Below are 17,493 nucleotides of genomic sequence, written 5' to 3'. Positions count from 1 at the left end.
CCTGAATGTAAAATTACCACTATTTATCCGATAGAAACAGATAAATGGCAATCCCAACAAACACAATAATTTGTAGCCATTTTAGATAGACTCCCACTTTTTGACGTGCTAAAATATATGTAGATATGCTTCCGGCCAACAAGGCTATAGTGCTAAAAACAACAAAGGCGGATAACATAAAAAGTATTCCAAGCACATAGAACTGAACTACTGTATTTAGCTCGTTGCTAAATAAAAATCCAGGGAAAAACGCCAAAAAGAAAATCGTGACTTTTGGATTAAGCACATTCATGGTAAACCCTTTCCAAAATAACTTTGTCAATCCTTTTTTTGAATTGCCTTTTACATTGAATTGAATTGAGGAATCGCTTTTATAAACCATCACAGCCAAGTAGAGGAGGTAGATTCCCCCGAATAGTTTAATGATAAAAAAGAGTGTATCGCTTCTTTTAATGACTTCAGAAACACCAAAAGCCAAGAATGTAGTATGCACCAAACATCCGCTTACAAGTCCGGCAACTATTGCCAATCCAGATTTTACTCCGTTTGATATGCTTTGGGTGAGTACAAAGATGTTATCTGGCCCTGGCGAAATGGCCAGCGCAGTAGAAGCCATCATAAACACAAAGAGCGTATCATAATTCAAACCAAATGGATTTAGCTTAGAAAAATACAAAATAATATATGTGTCCAGTACGGAAACCTACCATGTATATGATGGCGGCTTAATATTGTTCATGCGCAGGTAAAGATTGGCCTTAGCTCTGTGATTGGTTAAATGGTCCTGTACATAGAAAAAGGCAAAAGCCCTGCTTACTGTATTTCCGCTATGGTACATGACACAAGTCTCATCCAATTTTGATTGTTCCACAGCGTAAATTACTTCCGTGGTGTAAGCAAATCCATTTTTTAGTAGTTGTAAAATTTCTTGCTTACTCATTGTAGAGGCATCCGGCGTATTTGGTTTTACCTCCATGCCTTGCACGTATCTTTTTGTAAGCAATTCTACTGTATACCCAATATGTACCAGTTGTTCAGCAAAAGTTTTGCTTTCAGGTGTTGGTCTATAACCATATAGCTCTTCGGGCATAGCATTTGCAACTTCTAAACAGTGTTTTTCTGCTTCTAACCAAACAGGAAGATACATTTTGGTAAAATCCGTTTTGGGTACTTTTTGGGTTTGAGCAACCATTGCCACTGTAAACAATAAAAGGACCGAGGTGCAAACTATATTTCTCATTATTGGGTATTAGATTGAGCTTTTGTCAAAATAGCTTGGTTTATCTTTTTAACCAAAGAAGGCCCCTCATATACGAACCCTGTATAAAGTTGAATTAAATCGGCTCCGGCATCTAACTTTTCCAATGCATCTTCTGCGGAATGTATTCCCCCTACTCCAATAATTGGAAATGCCTTATTACTTTTTTCGGCCAAAAACCGAATCACTTCGGTACTCCTTTTGGCAAGAGGTTTTCCACTTAATCCCCCTTTTTCTTCTGAAATTATAAGGTGCGACTTCAATCCTTTTCTGGAGATGGTGGTGTTGGTTGCAATAATTCCGTCAATTGCAGTATCCGCCATTATAGACACAATATCAAGTAATTGATCATCTGTTAAATCGGGAGCAATTTTTAATAAGATTGGTTTTTCTTTTACCGCTCGTTTCTTCGCCAATTTTCCATTTTGACGTTTTAACTTTTTCAACAAATTGGTTAATGGTTCTTTATCTTGTAGTTCCCTTAAACCTGGGGTGTTTGGAGAACTTACATTGACCACAAAATAATCTACATATTCAAAAAGTGCTTCAAAACATATGAGATAATCCTTTATGGCATTCTCATTGGGGGTTAATTTATTCTTTCCAATGTTACCGCCAATAAGTACTCTGTGTTTTTTCTTTAATTGTTCAACCGCTTCAAAAACCCCTTTATTATTAAATCCCATACGATTGATGATGGCTTCATCATCCAATAATCTAAACAATCGTTTTTTAGGATTCCCGTCTTGCGGCTTGGGAGTAAGTGTGCCTATTTCCACAAAACCAAAACCAAAATCGGACAGTTCGTTGTAAAGCTTAGCGTCTTTATCAAATCCTGCCGCCAGTCCAACAGGGTTTTTGAACTTTAGCCCAAAAACTTCCCTTTCCAATAATGGGTCATTAATTGCAAAGGCCTTCCTGAATAGTCCTGAGAGTCCTAATTTGGAAAGTATCTTTATTGCCCGAAAAGAAAAATGATGAGCAGTTTCAGCATCAAGCAGAAAAACTAATGGACGAATGAGGAACTTGTACATTTAAAAAATTTGAACAAAAATATAAACTCTTAAATCAGATTTTAACAAATCAACTATTTTTCGTCAACTGACCTATCTACATAAATAGGCAGCAAGCTTAATTGATTGCAAAGTTCTAAATAGAAATTATATTGTTTGGCGTTAAAAATTGATAATAATCGTTTGTCCAGCATTCGCACGTTTTGTTTCATGCTATCTAGAATATCTTTGTATTTATAGGACATTTCCACTAAATCTTCCGGTGAACTCTGCGCATGTTTTCTTAAAAGAAAATCTGCTTGATCTTTTAAAATTTCATTTCTGATTTTAAGTTCCGCCCCCCAATTCTTCATTTTTTCAATTTGATCATCATTGAGCTGAAAAACTTCTTCAATCACTTCATCATCCTGTCCACCAATGCCTAAAATACACTCTTCTTGCGCTACGCAATGTAGACTGCATATCAAAAAAAAATAAAAAAGAAATCCTTTCAATTGGGTTGATTTTCAAAAGTTGAGAAAGATAACTTTTCAAGTACTCTTTTTCTTAAAATCACGATTGAATAAACGTTATTTTTGATGAAACGCACTTTATGGAAAAATTACTACCCCGATTTCTAGAATATGTGTCCATTGATACGCAAAGTGACCCTTATTCCAAAACTACTCCCAGTACAGAAAAACAATGGAATTTGGCCAAAAAGTTGGTCATGGAACTTCATCAAATTGGAATGCAAGACGTATCCATAGATGAAAACGCCTACATCATGGCAACCCTACCCAGTAACATTGATAAAAAAGTACCCATTATAGGTTTCATTTCTCACATAGATACCACTCCAGATTTTACTGGAAAAAACATAAAACCACAAATAGTAGAAAATTACGACGGAAAAGATATAGTGCTCAACAAAGCGAAGGATATTGTTCTTTCTCCAGACTATTTTGAAGATTTGTTGCAATATGAAGGCCAAACGTTGATTACCACAGATGGCACCACCCTATTGGGTGCAGATGACAAAGCAGGAATTGCAGAGATTATTACTGCAATGGAATACCTAACACAGCGCCCAGAAATAAAGCATGGTGAAATTCGTATTGCTTTTACACCTGATGAAGAAATTGGAAGGGGAGCCCATAAATTTGATGTGGAAAAATTTGGTGCAGCTTGGGCCTATACTATGGATGGAAGTCAAGTGGGTGAGCTGGAGTTTGAAAATTTTAATGCAGCCAGTGCCAAAATAAAAATTGGAGGCAAGAGCGTTCACCCTGGCTATGCCAAGAATAAAATGGTGAATGCCATAGGTATTGCCAATGAGTTTTTGAGCCTTATGCCTCCCAGAGAAGTCCCAGAAAAGACTTCGGACAGGGAAGGTTTTTTCCATGTGCACAAAATAAAGGGAGAAATTGAGAAAGCGGAGATAGAACTTATTATCCGAGATCATGATGAAAACCATTTTGAAGCTAGAAAAGAACTGCTAAAGGATATTACCTATAAACTCAATAAAAAATATGGGGATTATGTAGCGCTTCATATTGATGACCAATACCGGAACATGCGTGAAAAAGTGGAGCCGGTCTTCCATATTGTTGAAATTGCAAGGGAAGCTATGGAATCTCTAGGTATTGAGCCCATTGTAAAACCGATAAGGGGTGGCACTGATGGTTCTCAATTAAGTTTTATGGGCTTGCCTTGCCCCAATATTTTTGCTGGAGGCCATAATTTTCATGGAAAATATGAGTATGTACCATTGCAGAGTATGGAAAAAGCGGTACAAGTAATTGTTAAGATTTGCGAGCTTACGGCAATCCAAATTAGATGAGATGGAAAAATCTGAAAAACTGAATATATACTACCAAGCAGAACATCACTTTAGGGAAGGAATCTGCGCATTGCGAGAACTAGCTTTACAAACCAAGAGTGTAGAAGATTACAAATGGAACATTCCTGTTTATACCGTAAACGGCAAAAATGTGTTTGGTATTTGTAGATTTAAAAACCATTTTGGGGTGTGGTTCTATAATGGTGTTTTTCTAAAAGATTCTAAAAAGGTATTGCGTAACGCTCAAGAAGGAAAAACCAAAGCAATGCGCCATTGGTATTTTTCTTCTGAAAAGGATATTGATAGGGAGGCGGTCTTAGCTTATATGATAGAGTCCATCGAAAACCAAGAAAAAGAACTTTCCATTGCCCCGGAAAAGTCTTCAAAAGAATTGCAAGTGCCATCATTTTTAAAGCAAGCTTTGGCAAAAGACAATACTGTTAAAGCTACATTTGAAGCCCTTTCTCCATATAAGCAAAAAGAATTCTGCGAATATATTATGGAGGCCAAACAAGAAAAGACCAAAGCCAGAAGATTGGAAAAAATTCTACCCATGATTAAAAAAGGCATAGGCCTTAATGATGCTTACCGCTAAGAAGTTTAAAAGCTCCTTTAGCTCGTCATCCTGAGCCTGTCTAGGGAAGGAACTATATTCATAAATTCATACGGATCATCCATTAATTTAGTCTGGACTTTTACAATAAAATTCACGAACTTCACTTATCAGTTGCTAAAGAATCATTGAAACGATTTTTAGCCTATCGTTAGGCACAAGCTAAAAAAACAGGAACTTTTGTAACACCTTCAACTATTCTGTATCAAAACATAAAACCTTTTAATTATGCAGTTTCCTTTTAGCAAATCATATTTAGATACAGAACAACAAAATCTTGTTAAACAAGCTATAGATGGCAACAAAGAATCTTTAAGTGAAATTATAAGCTTTCATCAACCTTTCATTTATAATGTAGCTTGGAGAATGTGTCACAATCCTATAGATGCTCAAGATTTAACTCAAGAAGTGCTTATTAAAGTCATTACCAAATTAGGACAGTTCAACTTTAAAAGTAAATTTAGAACGTGGCTTTATCGTATCGTTGTTAATGAGTTTTTACAATCTAAAAGAAGAAAAGGTGAAGCGCAATTTTCAGATTTTGATGATTATGGAGAACGTTTAGACCAAGTACCAAATCCAGAATTAAGTATTGAAGAAGAAATTAGCCACCAAGAGTTATCTAAAGAGATGCAAGTTCAGTGTATGAGCGGAATGATTATGTGTTTAAACAGAGAACAACGCCTAATTTTTATTTTAGGTGCAAGTTTTGGTATTGACCACACACTTGGAGCTGACATTTTTGGTGTTAGTCCACAAAATTTTAGAATAAAACTTCACAGAGCGCGTAAAGATTTGTTTAACTATATGAACAACAAGTGTGGCTTAGTAAATAAAGAAAACCCGTGTAGATGCCCTAAAAAAGCAAAAGCCTTGAAGCAAATGGGCGTTTTAGATGAGGGAAAAATGCTCTTCAATATCAAAACAAAAACGAAAGTAAAAGATTTTGTAGAAAATAATCACGAAGAGGCTTTAGACGATTTTACTACAACTTACACTAAATTATTTCAAGAGCATCCTGTTAAAGAAGATTTTAACAAAGAGACCATTATTAATGAACTTATAAATAACGATAAATTATCAAGTTACTTTAGATTATAAACCCATTTTTTTAAGGTTTACATATAAAAAAGTTGTTTCATTTTGAGGCAACTTTTTTGCTTTTGTAACACATTCCATATTCTCACATCAAAACAGTAAATCATATATAATTTATTGAAATGGAATTTAAAAAAGAGATTATTATCAACAAACCTATTGAAGCTATTTGGGAAGTCTTGGGAAATCAATTTGGTGATGCTTACAAATGGGCTTCAGGTTTAAATCATTCTAAAGCATTTAGCCCACCAGTAATTAAAGGAGCACCTTCAAACAATAGGTCTTGCGAACTACCGTCTGGGAAAATTAAGGAAGTCATAAGGAAATTTGACCCTGGCAATTACGTACTTGAATACGAAGTCATTGAAGGTTTTCCATTTTTTGTAGATACGGCAATTAATAATTGGCAACTAACTGCAATAAGCCCAGAGAGGACAAAAGTGGATATGCATCTAATAGTGAAGACTAAGGGTTTAGTAGGTAGTATTATGAACCCTATGATGAAAATGCAATTAAAAAAACAAATTGCGCATATTCCAAATGACTTGAAATACTATGTTGAAACAGGAAATCCAAGTCAAAACAAAGCAAAAGAAATTGAAAAACTATCAAATTAAGGTTGCTTAGGTTTTGTAACACTTATCCAAGCATTGTATCAAAGTACTAGAACTTAAATTTTAAATTATGAAAATCACAACGAAATCAATATTAACATTCATAGTCTTAGCAATAATGAGTCTGAATGCTTCAGCCCAAAGTATGGCAAAAAAGTTCCGTACAGTAAAAGTAGAAATGAAAATTAATGCACCTGCAGAACGAGTATGGGAAGCAATGGTTTTAGATTATGGAGAAATATCAAACTTCTCACCATATATCTATACTTCAGAATATACTAACGGTTCATTAAAAGGCGAATTAGGAGCTGAGCGCAAGTGCAATTTTAATGAAAAAGGAACACAATGGTCTAAAGAGCGTATTGCAGAGATTGACAATGAGAATATGGTAATGCGCAATGTAGTCCTAGATGGAGCTAAACTACCTTTAAATTTTGACAATTCTCAAGCTTTTTATAGAGTAAAAGATAATGGTGATGGTACTTCAACCGCTTCATACGAGTTTCAATTTAGAACTAAACCAGCATTTTTAGGCATAATTGCAAAAGGTGGATTCAAAAAACAATTATCTGGTACTCTTGTAGGTCTAAAGCACTACATAGAAACTGGTGAACGTGTTACTGGTGGAACTGACAAATACAAGGAAATAAAGAAGAAGTATCCTAAAGCTACAATAATAAAAACATAAATAATAAATTTTAATTAACATCTAAAAATCAAGACAATGAAAAAAGTAAAAATTCTATTCATCTTATTAATTTCTGTAACTACAATGTTGCAAGCACAAACACCATTAGTAACAGAAATAGAAAGCTCAGCAGATAAAGTTTGGGAGCAAATTCGAAAAATGGACAATATTGATGAGCTTTCATCTTTTGTGTCTAAAGTACAATGGAAAGGTCCAAAAGGTATTGGTGGAGAAAGAGTTTGTACTTCTGCTGACGGAAAAGGTTATTTTAAAGAAAAGATAACAGGATTCGATGACAAAACTAGAACTTATTCGTATCAAGTAATAGAAGGTGTACCAGCTAAAAACATGAACAATCTTATTAAAGTAGTAGATTTAGGCTATAATAAATCAATGATTGTTTGGACATCTAGTTATGAATTTATGGAAAATCCAAATATGACCAGAGAACAATTCGATGGATTTATAACCAGCGCTCGATTAGAAATGGTTGAAAGTATAATCAAATTGGTAAAATAAAGCCAGTGCCTAACAATGTATAAAAGTAATAGCGGTTTGGGTTTTAATCCAAGCCGTTTTTGCGTATAATTAAGTATATTGTTTTCTGAAAAGTAGTTGTATACTAATCCCGCTACTACTCTTATACTAACCGATAAGTGCAACCATAACAAAGGATATTACTTATCCAACTTTTGGTAGCTTCCAGCCATTGTGATAGGCTGTCTTCAAAAACGCATCGGCTTCACTTTTATTAAAACTAGATTTTTCGGCATCCCAGAACAACCGCTCCCCCGTTTTAAAAGCAATATTACCCATGTGGCAAACCTTGGCCGCATCGTATCCAACTTTTATAGGGGCTCTTAATATAGTTTTATCCCGCTGTTTTACTGCTTCAACAAAGTTGGCTGTATGCAAGTCCAATCCATTACCTGTATTGGGTTGTAATGGAACCGGTTCTATTTTGGGTCCAAGGTCCTCACTCCAATTCGGACGGTTTTTTTCTGGAATTACTTCCCAACCTCCACGATCTAACACCAAAGTACCATTGTTTCCAATAAAAGCTATTCCGTGGTTTCGTCCATAATTACCTCCATCAATACCCGTTGCATGTTCCCACAAAAGTGAGAAATCATCAAATTCATAAACAGTCTGTAAAGTGTCCGGGGTTTCAGATGCATCATCGGGGTATGCGAATTTTCCACCCAAAGCCATAACAGACTTAGGCGTTGAAGCTTTCATTCCATACAGGGCATAATCTATTAGGTGAACCCCCCAATCAGTCATTAATCCACCCGCATAATCCCAAAACCATCTAAAGTTAAAGTGGAATCGATTTTGATTGAAAGGACGGTTTTGAGCAGGTCCTAGCCACATTTTATAATCCACTCCGTTTGGAACGGAACTATTGGGAACTACCGGCACGGGTTTCATCCAACCTTGAAATGCCCAGGCTTTGGCCATACGTATTTTTCCCAAGGCCCCGGAGTGCACATAATTTATCGCGTCAACAAAATGAGGTTGACTACGCTGCCATTGACCTATTTGGACCATGCGATCGCTCGAATTGACATGGTTCAACATTACATCACACTCGGCTATGGAGTTGGCAATGGGTTTCTCGCAATACACATCTTTCCCTGCTTGTAAAGCATCAATCAACTGTAGGCAATGCCAATGGTCTGGAGTACTCACAATGACAATATCCAAATCTTTATCCTCTAGTAATTTACGGTAGTCGCTGTATAACTTGGGTTTTTTAAGACCTGCTTCTTCTAAATCTGCCACACGTTGTTTAAGCACATTTTCGTCTATATCGCACAGCGCCAAGACATTGATTTCCGACATTTTTAGCATGGAGGTCAGATTGGCAAAGCCCATCCCCTTGCATCCAATTAGGCCCACATTAATTCTGTCGTTGGCTCCAACTTTCTTTCGCATTGTTGCCAAAAGTTCCATTGGGAATAGTGTTGAGACTGCCACTCCTCCAGCAAATAATGTGTTTCTTTTGATGAAATTCCTTCTAGTTTCCATGATAAAAATTGATGTTCAACAAGTTATCACTTTTTTATCGTTTTCGGCCCGAAACAAAAAAAGCACCTGATAACAGGTGCTTTTTACTTCCTAAAAGGATTGAATTTTATTTTTTAGCTGGAGGAGCTGCCGCTTTCTTACTCATCTCCATAGAGATAGCAGAACGATCAAATTTTAAGCGACCGGCCATGGTTTCAATAACACAAGAAAAATCTTTGTCATTTAATTCCACAATCTTGCCGTGAAGTCCACTTTTCGTTATAATTCGATCTCCTTTTTTAAGCTCCGAAGTAAATTTTTTCTCATCCTTCTGACGTTTCATTTGCGGGCGAATCATAAAAAAATACGCCACTACAAAAATCAATATCAGTGGTAAAAACTGTCCAATATTTTCCATCTAAAAATTTGCTCTATTTAACAGGACCCGCAGCTTGTGCGTTCTTTGGGTTAACAAAGGCCTTTATTCTTAAAAGTTCTGAGCCTTTTTCAGTATTTGCAGTAACAGTTACCGTTTTGGTCACCTGATTTTGACCAGAACCATTAAACTTAACCAATAATTCACCGCTTTCACCTGCCGCAATTGGCGTATTTTTTGGATATTCTGGAACAGTACATCCACAGCTGCTCTTGGCATCAGTAATAATTAAAGGAGCATTCCCAGTATTGGTAAATTTAAACACGGTCTCTTGTGGAGTACCTTGAGCAATTGTACCAAAATCATGTTCTGATTTTTCAAAACTCATTACAGGAAGCTGCTTTTGTGCTTCATCTCTATCTGTAGCACTTTCAACATTGTCAGCAACTATTTTACTTGAAGCCTTATCCTTGCAGGAAACACTTACAAGAGCAACAGTCAAAATCAAACTTAAAATTGTTGTTATTTTTTTCATACTAAAAAATTATTTTTTCCAAAATTAATCAAATATTGTTTATTGTAGACCTCTTCCTATTTTTTGCAGCTTACCAGTAGATTTATATTCCTTGGCCAGCTTATCTAAAACCCCGTTAATAAAAATACTGCTCTTGGGTGTTGAATACTCCTTCGCTATTTCCAAATATTCATTTAGTGTCACCTTCTCTGGTATAGATGAGAAGTTGAGCAGCTCACATATCCCCATTTTTAATATTATAGAATCAATCTCTGCAATACGATCATTATCCCAATTAGGTGTTTTACCTTCTATCTCTTTTTCCCACTTGGCATCATTCAACAAGGTTTTGGTCAGCAATTCATTGGCATATTCCATGTCTTGTTGATCTTTTAACAAAGAAGGAAGAAAGAAGTTTTCATCTGAAGATGCGGTTGATTTACGCAATCGTTTGGCCAAATACGTGTTTACTATTGGAATATCATCTACCCAAGTAAGTTTCTCATCTTCAAAATAATCATAGATCTTATCATTAGGAGCGATAATGTTTTTGTAAAGCTCAAGTATTATTTCTTTATCGTTTTCATAACCACCCTTATCATTGGTCATATATTCCTTGTAGATATCGCTTGCAACAACCTCTTTGTAGATAATTTTAACGTACTCTTCGTTCAAGTACCAATTATTCAATTTTCTTTTGGAGAGTTCTTTTTTGAGCGACTCGTTGTTAGAAATTTGAAGCAATAATTTGTTTTTCACAAATTTTTCTCCATTTGGATACCTGTCATCCTCCGTAGCAACATATTTTTTTGAAGCGTGGTTCACATGCTTTTCGGCCATTTTATGCAATTCGGCCAAAAGACTCAAAACAAGCAAATAGAGCACATACATGTTCTCTATACTCACTTTTAGAAACTTCTGTTGTTTCTCCAAGGAATCATCTTTGGATTGGATCAATGCATAAATACATTGCATCACTTTTACTCTGATATGCCTTCTGGTAAGCATTTTTAAAGAACTTTTAAAGTCATAGATTGGCTTTCACTGCGCAAAAGTAATCTTATATTTCTTTCCCACCTACCAAAGTTGTTTTCTTATCAGTTTTATAACATTTACTTTGTCAGTAATCCCATATATTTGCTGAATTGTCAGCGAAAAACGACTTCTGAAAAACCATCTTTCCCTCTTATGAAGGAACTAAAACACCTTAACAAATACTTTAAAAAATACTGGTTTAAACTGTTTTTGGGGATTTTAATCACCATCATTGCCCGTGTTTTTTCCCTTATCATGCCTTCCTATGTGAATAAATCCATACAGGCTGTGGAGGGTTTTATCTCAGAGACCATTTCTTTATCTGAAGCTAAAGGACTTTTATTTGAATATATACTCATTATTGTTGGTGCCGCATTACTATCAGGACTTTTCACCTTTTTAATGCGCCAGACCATCATCAATGTTTCTAGATATATAGAGTACGATTTAAAGAATGAAGTCTTTGACCACTATCAATTCCTAAATCTCAATTTCTACAAAAAAAATAGAATTGGTGATTTAATGAACAGAATCAGTGAAGATGTTAACCAAGTGCGAATGTATGGGGGGCCAGCGATCATGTACGGCATTCAGACGCTTACCCTCTTTGTATGTTTAATTCCCTTAATGTTTATCAAGGCACCTACTTTGGCGGCTTATACCCTACTTCCTTTGCCTTTTTTATCGGTTTTAATCTATCAGATAAGTAAAATCATACATAAAAGAAGTACAAAGGTTCAAGAATATTTGTCTACGCTTTCAACATTTACTCAAGAGTCTTTTTCTGGGGTTTCGGTAATAAAAGCATATGGATTAGAACCAAAAATCAATGCTGAGCTTAAGGATTTGGCCATTGAAGGAAAAGATACAAGCATGGATTTAGCCAAAGTAAACGCTTGGTTCTTTCCTCTAATGATTTTATTGATTGGTATAAGCAACATTTTTGTTATTTACATCGGTGGCAAACAATACATTAATGGCGAAATAGCTTCTATAGGTATTATTGCTGAATTTATCCTTTATGTAAACATGCTAACGTGGCCAGTTGCAGTTGTAGGTTGGTTAACATCAATTGTACAACGGGCAGAAGCTTCCCAAAAAAGAATCAACGAGTTTTTAAAAGTACAGCCTACAATTAAAAATGAGGTTCAAGAGTATACACCCATAACTGGGGGTATCGAATTTAGAAACGTGACCTTCACCTATGAAGACACAAATATAACAGCGCTCAATAATATTTCCTTTACTATAAAAGCTGGACAGACAGTAGCCTTTTTAGGAAAGACAGGATCCGGAAAATCAACTATTCTAGATTTGGTTGCCAGGCTTTACGATGTATCCTCTGGTGAAGTTTTAATTGATGGCACAGCGATACAGGAATTGAATCTAAATAGTTTGCGAAGCGCCATTGGTGCAGTGCCTCAAGATGCTTTTCTTTTTTCTGATACGATAGAAAACAATATTCGTTTTGGAAATGAAAATGCTTCATTTGAAGAAATTGTATCCGTGGCCAAAAAAGCGGTAGTTCACGAAAACATTGAAGGGTTCACTAAAAAATATGACACTGTTCTTGGCGAGCGCGGTATTACTTTAAGTGGTGGGCAAAAACAACGAGTATCAATAGCCAGAGCTTTGTTAAAAGACCCGCGAATATATCTTTTTGATGATTGCTTGTCTGCAGTAGATACAGAAACAGAGGAAGAGATATTGAATAATTTAAAACAAGTGTCTCAGAATAAAACTACACTTATTGTAAGCCATAGAGTATCTTCTGCAAAAAATGCAGATAAGATAATTGTACTTGAAAATGGTACAATAATCCAAGAAGGCACACATGAAAAATTAAACAATATTGAAGGATACTACAAAGAGCTCTACCTTAACCAACTCTCTGAGAAAGAATGATAAAAAAGTTGCTGGATTAGCATTTTTTTTACATTTTTGATAGAATTATTCAACATTGCATTAAACGACACACTAGACCATATGGGCGATAAAGATATAATGGATCAGGAAGAAATTCACTCCAAAGTACTACGGGCAGGGAGAAGAACCTACTTTTTTGATGTAAGAAGCACCAAGGCTGGCGATTACTATTTAACAATCACCGAAAGCAAAAAATTCACACATGATGATGGTTCTTTTCACTACAAGAAGCATAAAATCTACTTATACAAGGAAGATTTTACAGCTTTTAAAGAAATCATGGAGGAAATGATGGATTACATTATTGATGAAAAAGGCCAAGAAGTGATCTCAGAAAGACATCAAAAAGATTTCAAGAAAGAAGAAGAAAACAATGCAAGTGAAAATGGAGAGGCAACAGGAAACTTTACAGATGTTGATTTCGATGACATTTAAACTGAATCTCTAAAAAAAACTTAAAACGACCTCTACTAAGCAGGTCGTTTTTTATTTTTAGCAATGACTAACACAAACACAATCTTATGAAACAATTCAACATCTTGTTCTTTATGATGCTTGGACTCGGGCTAATGGCTCAAAATGTAACCTTGGACTATTACTTGCCCGGTAATACTTCTTATAATCCTAATATTCCAAAACCAGCCGAAGTTATTGGACATGAAGTTGGAGAATGGCATGTGACCCATGATAAACTAGCGTTCTACATGCAGCAACTTGCCGCTTCAAGTGATAGAATTACAATAGAAGATCGCGGAAAAACTTATGAAGGTAGACCCGTTCTTTTACTAACCATTACCACACCAAAAAATCATCAAAATATTGAAACCATAAGACAGCAACATGTTGCGTTATCCGAAGGTGGCACTACAAATACTTCAGAAATGCCCATAGTTGTCTACCAAGGGTTTTCCATTCATGGAAACGAACCAAGTGGCTCAAATGCCTCTCTGGCCTACGCATATTATCTGGCTGCTGCACAAGGTCCGGAAATTGATGCCATGTTGGAGAATATGGTCATTCTTTTAGATCCAAGTTTTAATCCAGACGGCCTTCAACGTTTTGCATATTGGGCCAATGTAAATAAAAGTAAAAACTTGAATTCTGATAATAACGAAAGAGAATACCATGAAGTATGGCCTGGTGGACGGACGAACCATTATTGGTTTGATATGAACCGTGATTGGTTACCCGTGCAACTTCCAGAAAGTAGGGCGCGTATTGAAACCTTTCACAATTGGTTGCCAAATATTTTGACGGATCATCATGAAATGGGCACAAATTCTACCTTTTTCTTCCAGCCGGGAGAACCTACAAGAGTAAACCCTTTAACCCCAAAGGTTAATCAAGAGCTCACAAAAGAAATTGCTACTTACCATGCAAAAGCATTGGACAAAATTGGTTCTCTCTATTATTCCGAAGAAAATTACGACGACTATTATTATGGAAAAGGCTCCACCTTTCCAGATGTTAATGGTAGCATAGGAATTCTTTTTGAACAAGGAAGTTCCAGAGGACATATTCAAGAAAGTGAGAATGGTACGCTGACCTTTCCATTTACCATCAGAAACCAATTCACTACAGCCATGTCCACTATAGAGGCCGCTAAAAACATGCGTACCAAAATATTGGATTACCAACAGAAGTTTTATCGCGACATGCGCTCAGAAGTCGCAAAAAGCAAAACCAAAGCAATCATTTTCGGTGATAGTAAGGATGCTTCCAAAACTTGGCATTTGGCAGAAATTTTGAATCGACACAAAATAAAATTTCATGAATTGGCGGCCGATGCAACTATTTCTGGGAAGACGTACAAAAAAGGATACAGCTACGTTGTTCCAATGAATCAAAAAAATCCAAGGCTGATCAATGCCATGTTTGAGAAAAGAACAACCTTCCAAGACAGTCTTTTTTATGATATTTCCGCATGGACATTTCCCTTGTCGTTTAATGTAGATTATGCAAATTTAACCTCGCTTTCCAATGCTGGGCCTCAGGTCACCGATTTTCAAGCACCTAAAGGTGGAACAGATAAACAGAGTAATTATGCCTATTTGTTTGAGTGGCATGAGTATTACACTCCAAAAGCTTTGAATAAAATTTTGCAAAAAGGGTTACGGGCAAAAACAGCTAAATCTCTATTTTCTTTAGAAGGTAAACAATATGATTATGGCACCATAATGGTACCAGTGCAAAATCAGAAATTAAACCCAGAGGATTTGCACAACTTTTTAAATGAAGTAGCAAAAGACAGCAGGATTAAAATTACTGCGGTTTCCACTGGGCTTACCAAAGGAATAGATTTGGGAAGTAATGATTTTGACCCTATCAAAAAACAAAAAGTAGCCATTTTGGTTGGTGATGGCGTGCGTTCTTATGATGCCGGCGAGATTTGGCATCTGTTTGATACTCGTTATGATATGAAAATCACCAAAATAGACACTCGGTACTTCAACACTGCTGATCTGGATAAATACACAGACTTGATTTTACCTAGTGGATGGGGGAATAAAATTTTGGATAAGCAAGGTGCTGAAAAAATCAAAAATTGGGTAAAAAATGGTGGAACTGTAATTGGCTATAGAAACACCGCCAATTGGTTTAACAAGCATGAGTTCATGAAGCTTGAGATGAAGAAGGATACGCTAGTGGCCAAAAACATAACATTTGACCAGAAAGGCGATTTTAAAGGAGCCCAAGTTACTGGTGGCGCTATTTTCGAAACAAAACTAGATCGCTCACATCCCATTAATTTTGGATACAAAAACGATAAACTAGCCATGTTCAGAAACACAAATGTTTATCTAAAACCAGAAAAGAATAGCTATGACAACCCTATCCAATATACCAACAACCCACTTTTAAGTGGTTATATTTCAGAAGAAAATCAAGAACTTATTAAGAACAGTGTGCCTTTTAAAGCAAAAAGAATGGGCAAAGGGAGGGTAGTTCTTTTTACGGACAACACTAATTTCAGAGCCTTTTGGTATGGAACCAACAAACTATTGATGAATGCTATTTTCTTTGGACAAATGATGTAATTAAAGTTTCGCGATTTTTAAAAGGATACGCCTAAATTGTTTAAAATGGCAAGAACACCAAGTAATATGTTGCCACTGGGCACCAAAGCACCTTCTTTCAATTTAATTGATACGGTAACGAATGCTTCACGTTCACTAGAGGATTTAAAAGGTGATAAAGGCACTGTGGTAATGTTTATTTGCAATCACTGCCCATTTGTAATTCATGTGAATCCTGAAATTTCCAGATTAGGAAAAGAATATCAAGCCAAAGGAGTAGGTTTTATTGCGATTTCGAGTAACGACGTAATCAATTATCCGCAAGATGCACCTCATTTGATGAAACTTAAAGCTGAAGAGGAAAGCTATTCTTTTCCCTATTTATATGATGAAACCCAAGAGGTTGCCAGAGCATATGATGCGGCATGCACACCAGATTTTTATCTTTTTGACGAAGATTTAAAACTTGTCTATCGTGGGCAATTGGATAATTCTAGGCCAGGCAATGGCATCCCCTTGACCGGAACTGATTTAAGAAATGCCATGGATGCACTGCTGGAAGGAAGGAGTCCAGAGGCAAATCAAAAACCCAGTATTGGTTGTAATATAAAATGGGCTGATAACTGATTATTTTCCTATTGAACTAAAAGCTGCCTAAGATGAAAATCAATCCAAAAAAAGCACTTGAAAAACTAGCTGAACAAGATTCCCCATTCTTGACCTTATTTGAACATGGAACGCTGGCTGTTGAAATCTATAAACCAGAAAGAATAGATTTACAACAACCGCATTCCCGAGATGAGGTATATGTTGTAGTTTCAGGAACAGGAGAATTTATGAATGATGGTGAACGGACAACTTTTTCACCTGGCGACTTTTTATTTGTACCTGCAGGTGTGGAACACCGATTTGAAAACTTTACGGATGACTTTTCTACCTGGGTCATTTTTTATGGTCCTGAAGGTGGTGAATCTGAATAGAGTCCAATGAATATTTATTTTGAGCCAGTCAATTCTTCAACAATTGATACTTATATTTTAGTAGGGAAGAAATCCTATCAAGAGCATTACCTTCATTTATGGGAAAATGAAGATTCAACCCCGTATATTTCAAAGAGTTTCACTAAAACAATAGTTCAGAATGAGTTATTTGACCCGAATATTGAAAACTTCTTAGTGCAAGCTGAACATACCACAGTAGGCATTGTAAAGTTGATTAAAAATAAAGCTCTTGATGAGCTTTCAAGTGAAAATGCATTACTAGCTGAAAAAATCTATCTTCTGCAGGCCTATTCTGGTAAGGGTCTTGGTAAAATGGTTTTACAACTCATAGAAAGCTATGCCAAAGACTTAAACAAAGATGTTATTTGGTTAGACACCATGAAAAAAGGTAACCCCATTAACTTTTACTTGAAAAATGGGTTCAAAATCAAAAGAGAAAGTGAATTAAAACTGTCAGGAGCAAAGCTTTCAGAAAAAGAGATGTGGGTGTTAACCAAACAGCTTTAAA

At 36.0% G+C, this 17,493-nt stretch carries 20 protein-coding genes; 12 read left to right on the top strand and 8 right to left on the bottom strand.

All coding sequences use genetic code 11. The annotated features are described in order from the left end of the window. Positions 1-19 precede the first annotated feature (19 nt). From SJY44_RS08335 to SJY44_RS08320, 4 genes are read right to left on the bottom strand one after another with little or no spacing between them, the layout of a single operon-like run. Positions 20-646, bottom strand: a complete 627-nt coding sequence (locus SJY44_RS08335) for a LysE family translocator (protein WP_396592010.1) — start codon at positions 644-646, stop codon at positions 20-22. A 57-nt stretch (positions 647-703) separates the two neighbouring features. Further along, the gene (locus SJY44_RS08330; protein WP_298928271.1) at positions 704-1,240 is read right to left on the bottom strand and encodes a DinB family protein; all 537 of its coding nucleotides are present in this window, start codon (positions 1,238-1,240) and stop codon (positions 704-706) included. After that, positions 1,240-2,292: a quinone-dependent dihydroorotate dehydrogenase gene (locus SJY44_RS08325; RefSeq protein ID WP_396592009.1), complete on the bottom strand. Its 1,053-nt coding sequence runs from the start codon at positions 2,290-2,292 to the stop codon at positions 1,240-1,242. The genes SJY44_RS08330 and SJY44_RS08325 overlap by 1 nt, the downstream gene beginning before the upstream one ends. A gap of 53 nt (positions 2,293-2,345) precedes the next feature. Next, complete coding sequence (locus SJY44_RS08320; protein ID WP_396592008.1) at positions 2,346-2,765, bottom strand: hypothetical protein; 420 nt, start codon at positions 2,763-2,765, stop codon at positions 2,346-2,348. A 98-nt stretch (positions 2,766-2,863) separates the two neighbouring features. Between SJY44_RS08320 and pepT the strand changes: the two genes are divergently transcribed. The 6 genes from pepT to SJY44_RS08290 all read left to right on the top strand — a co-directional run bounded on the left by pepT (position 2,864) and on the right by SJY44_RS08290 (position 7,625). Beyond that, positions 2,864-4,093, top strand: a complete 1,230-nt coding sequence (gene pepT / locus SJY44_RS08315) for a peptidase T (RefSeq protein ID WP_396592007.1) — start codon at positions 2,864-2,866, stop codon at positions 4,091-4,093. A gap of 1 nt (position 4,094) precedes the next feature. Further along, a complete protein-coding gene (locus tag SJY44_RS08310; RefSeq protein ID WP_396592006.1) occupies positions 4,095-4,688 on the top strand; it encodes a YdeI family protein in 594 nt (197 codons plus the stop codon). 246 nt (positions 4,689-4,934) lie between these two features. Then, positions 4,935-5,807: an RNA polymerase sigma factor gene (locus SJY44_RS08305; RefSeq protein ID WP_396592005.1), complete on the top strand. Its 873-nt coding sequence runs from the start codon at positions 4,935-4,937 to the stop codon at positions 5,805-5,807. Positions 5,808-5,926: 119 nt separating this feature from the next. Beyond that, positions 5,927-6,421, top strand: coding sequence for an SRPBCC family protein (locus SJY44_RS08300; protein WP_396592004.1), 495 nt, complete (start codon positions 5,927-5,929; stop codon positions 6,419-6,421). Positions 6,422-6,563: 142 nt separating this feature from the next. Continuing rightward, entirely contained in the window at positions 6,564-7,106 is a 543-nt protein-coding gene (locus tag SJY44_RS08295) for an SRPBCC family protein (protein WP_396592003.1), read from the top strand. A 36-nt stretch (positions 7,107-7,142) separates the two neighbouring features. After that, positions 7,143-7,625: an SRPBCC family protein gene (locus SJY44_RS08290; RefSeq protein WP_282043347.1), complete on the top strand. Its 483-nt coding sequence runs from the start codon at positions 7,143-7,145 to the stop codon at positions 7,623-7,625. A 162-nt stretch (positions 7,626-7,787) separates the two neighbouring features. Here SJY44_RS08290 and SJY44_RS08285 read toward each other — a convergent pair whose 3' ends face one another. The 4 genes from SJY44_RS08285 to nusB form a co-directional block, all read right to left on the bottom strand. Then, a complete protein-coding gene (locus SJY44_RS08285; protein WP_396592002.1) occupies positions 7,788-9,137 on the bottom strand; it encodes a Gfo/Idh/MocA family protein in 1,350 nt (449 codons plus the stop codon). Positions 9,138-9,243: 106 nt separating this feature from the next. Next, entirely contained in the window at positions 9,244-9,534 is a 291-nt protein-coding gene (gene yajC, locus SJY44_RS08280; protein ID WP_298928301.1) for a preprotein translocase subunit YajC, read from the bottom strand. 13 nt (positions 9,535-9,547) lie between these two features. Further along, complete coding sequence (locus tag SJY44_RS08275; protein ID WP_298928304.1) at positions 9,548-10,027, bottom strand: DUF1573 domain-containing protein; 480 nt, start codon at positions 10,025-10,027, stop codon at positions 9,548-9,550. A gap of 39 nt (positions 10,028-10,066) precedes the next feature. After that, a complete protein-coding gene (gene nusB, locus SJY44_RS08270) occupies positions 10,067-11,014 on the bottom strand; it encodes a transcription antitermination factor NusB (protein WP_396592001.1) in 948 nt (315 codons plus the stop codon). 180 nt (positions 11,015-11,194) lie between these two features. Between nusB and SJY44_RS08265 the strand changes: the two genes are divergently transcribed. From SJY44_RS08265 to SJY44_RS08240, 6 genes are all read left to right on the top strand, one after another. Further along, positions 11,195-12,946, top strand: a complete 1,752-nt coding sequence (locus SJY44_RS08265) for an ABC transporter ATP-binding protein (RefSeq protein WP_396592000.1) — start codon at positions 11,195-11,197, stop codon at positions 12,944-12,946. 81 nt (positions 12,947-13,027) lie between these two features. After that, the gene (locus SJY44_RS08260) at positions 13,028-13,402 is read left to right on the top strand and encodes a PUR family DNA/RNA-binding protein (RefSeq protein WP_396591999.1); all 375 of its coding nucleotides are present in this window, start codon (positions 13,028-13,030) and stop codon (positions 13,400-13,402) included. A gap of 86 nt (positions 13,403-13,488) precedes the next feature. After that, positions 13,489-16,005 (top strand): M14 family metallopeptidase, encoded by a 2,517-nt coding sequence (locus SJY44_RS08255; protein ID WP_396591998.1) that lies wholly within the window; start codon positions 13,489-13,491, stop codon positions 16,003-16,005. Positions 16,006-16,050: 45 nt separating this feature from the next. Next, on the top strand, positions 16,051-16,611 hold the full coding sequence (locus SJY44_RS08250) for a thioredoxin family protein (protein ID WP_396591997.1): 561 nt from the start codon (positions 16,051-16,053) through the stop codon (positions 16,609-16,611). 32 nt (positions 16,612-16,643) lie between these two features. Then, positions 16,644-16,964: a cupin domain-containing protein gene (locus SJY44_RS08245; protein WP_298928321.1), complete on the top strand. Its 321-nt coding sequence runs from the start codon at positions 16,644-16,646 to the stop codon at positions 16,962-16,964. A gap of 6 nt (positions 16,965-16,970) precedes the next feature. Continuing rightward, a complete protein-coding gene (locus tag SJY44_RS08240; protein ID WP_298928324.1) occupies positions 16,971-17,492 on the top strand; it encodes a GNAT family N-acetyltransferase in 522 nt (173 codons plus the stop codon). Position 17,493: the final 1 nt, after the last annotated feature.

The organism is Allomuricauda sp. R78024 (assembly GCF_044596045.1).
In the GTDB taxonomy this organism is placed as follows: Bacteria; Bacteroidota; Bacteroidia; order Flavobacteriales; family Flavobacteriaceae; genus Flagellimonas.
This window is presented reverse-complemented; position numbering and strand designations above follow the sequence as displayed.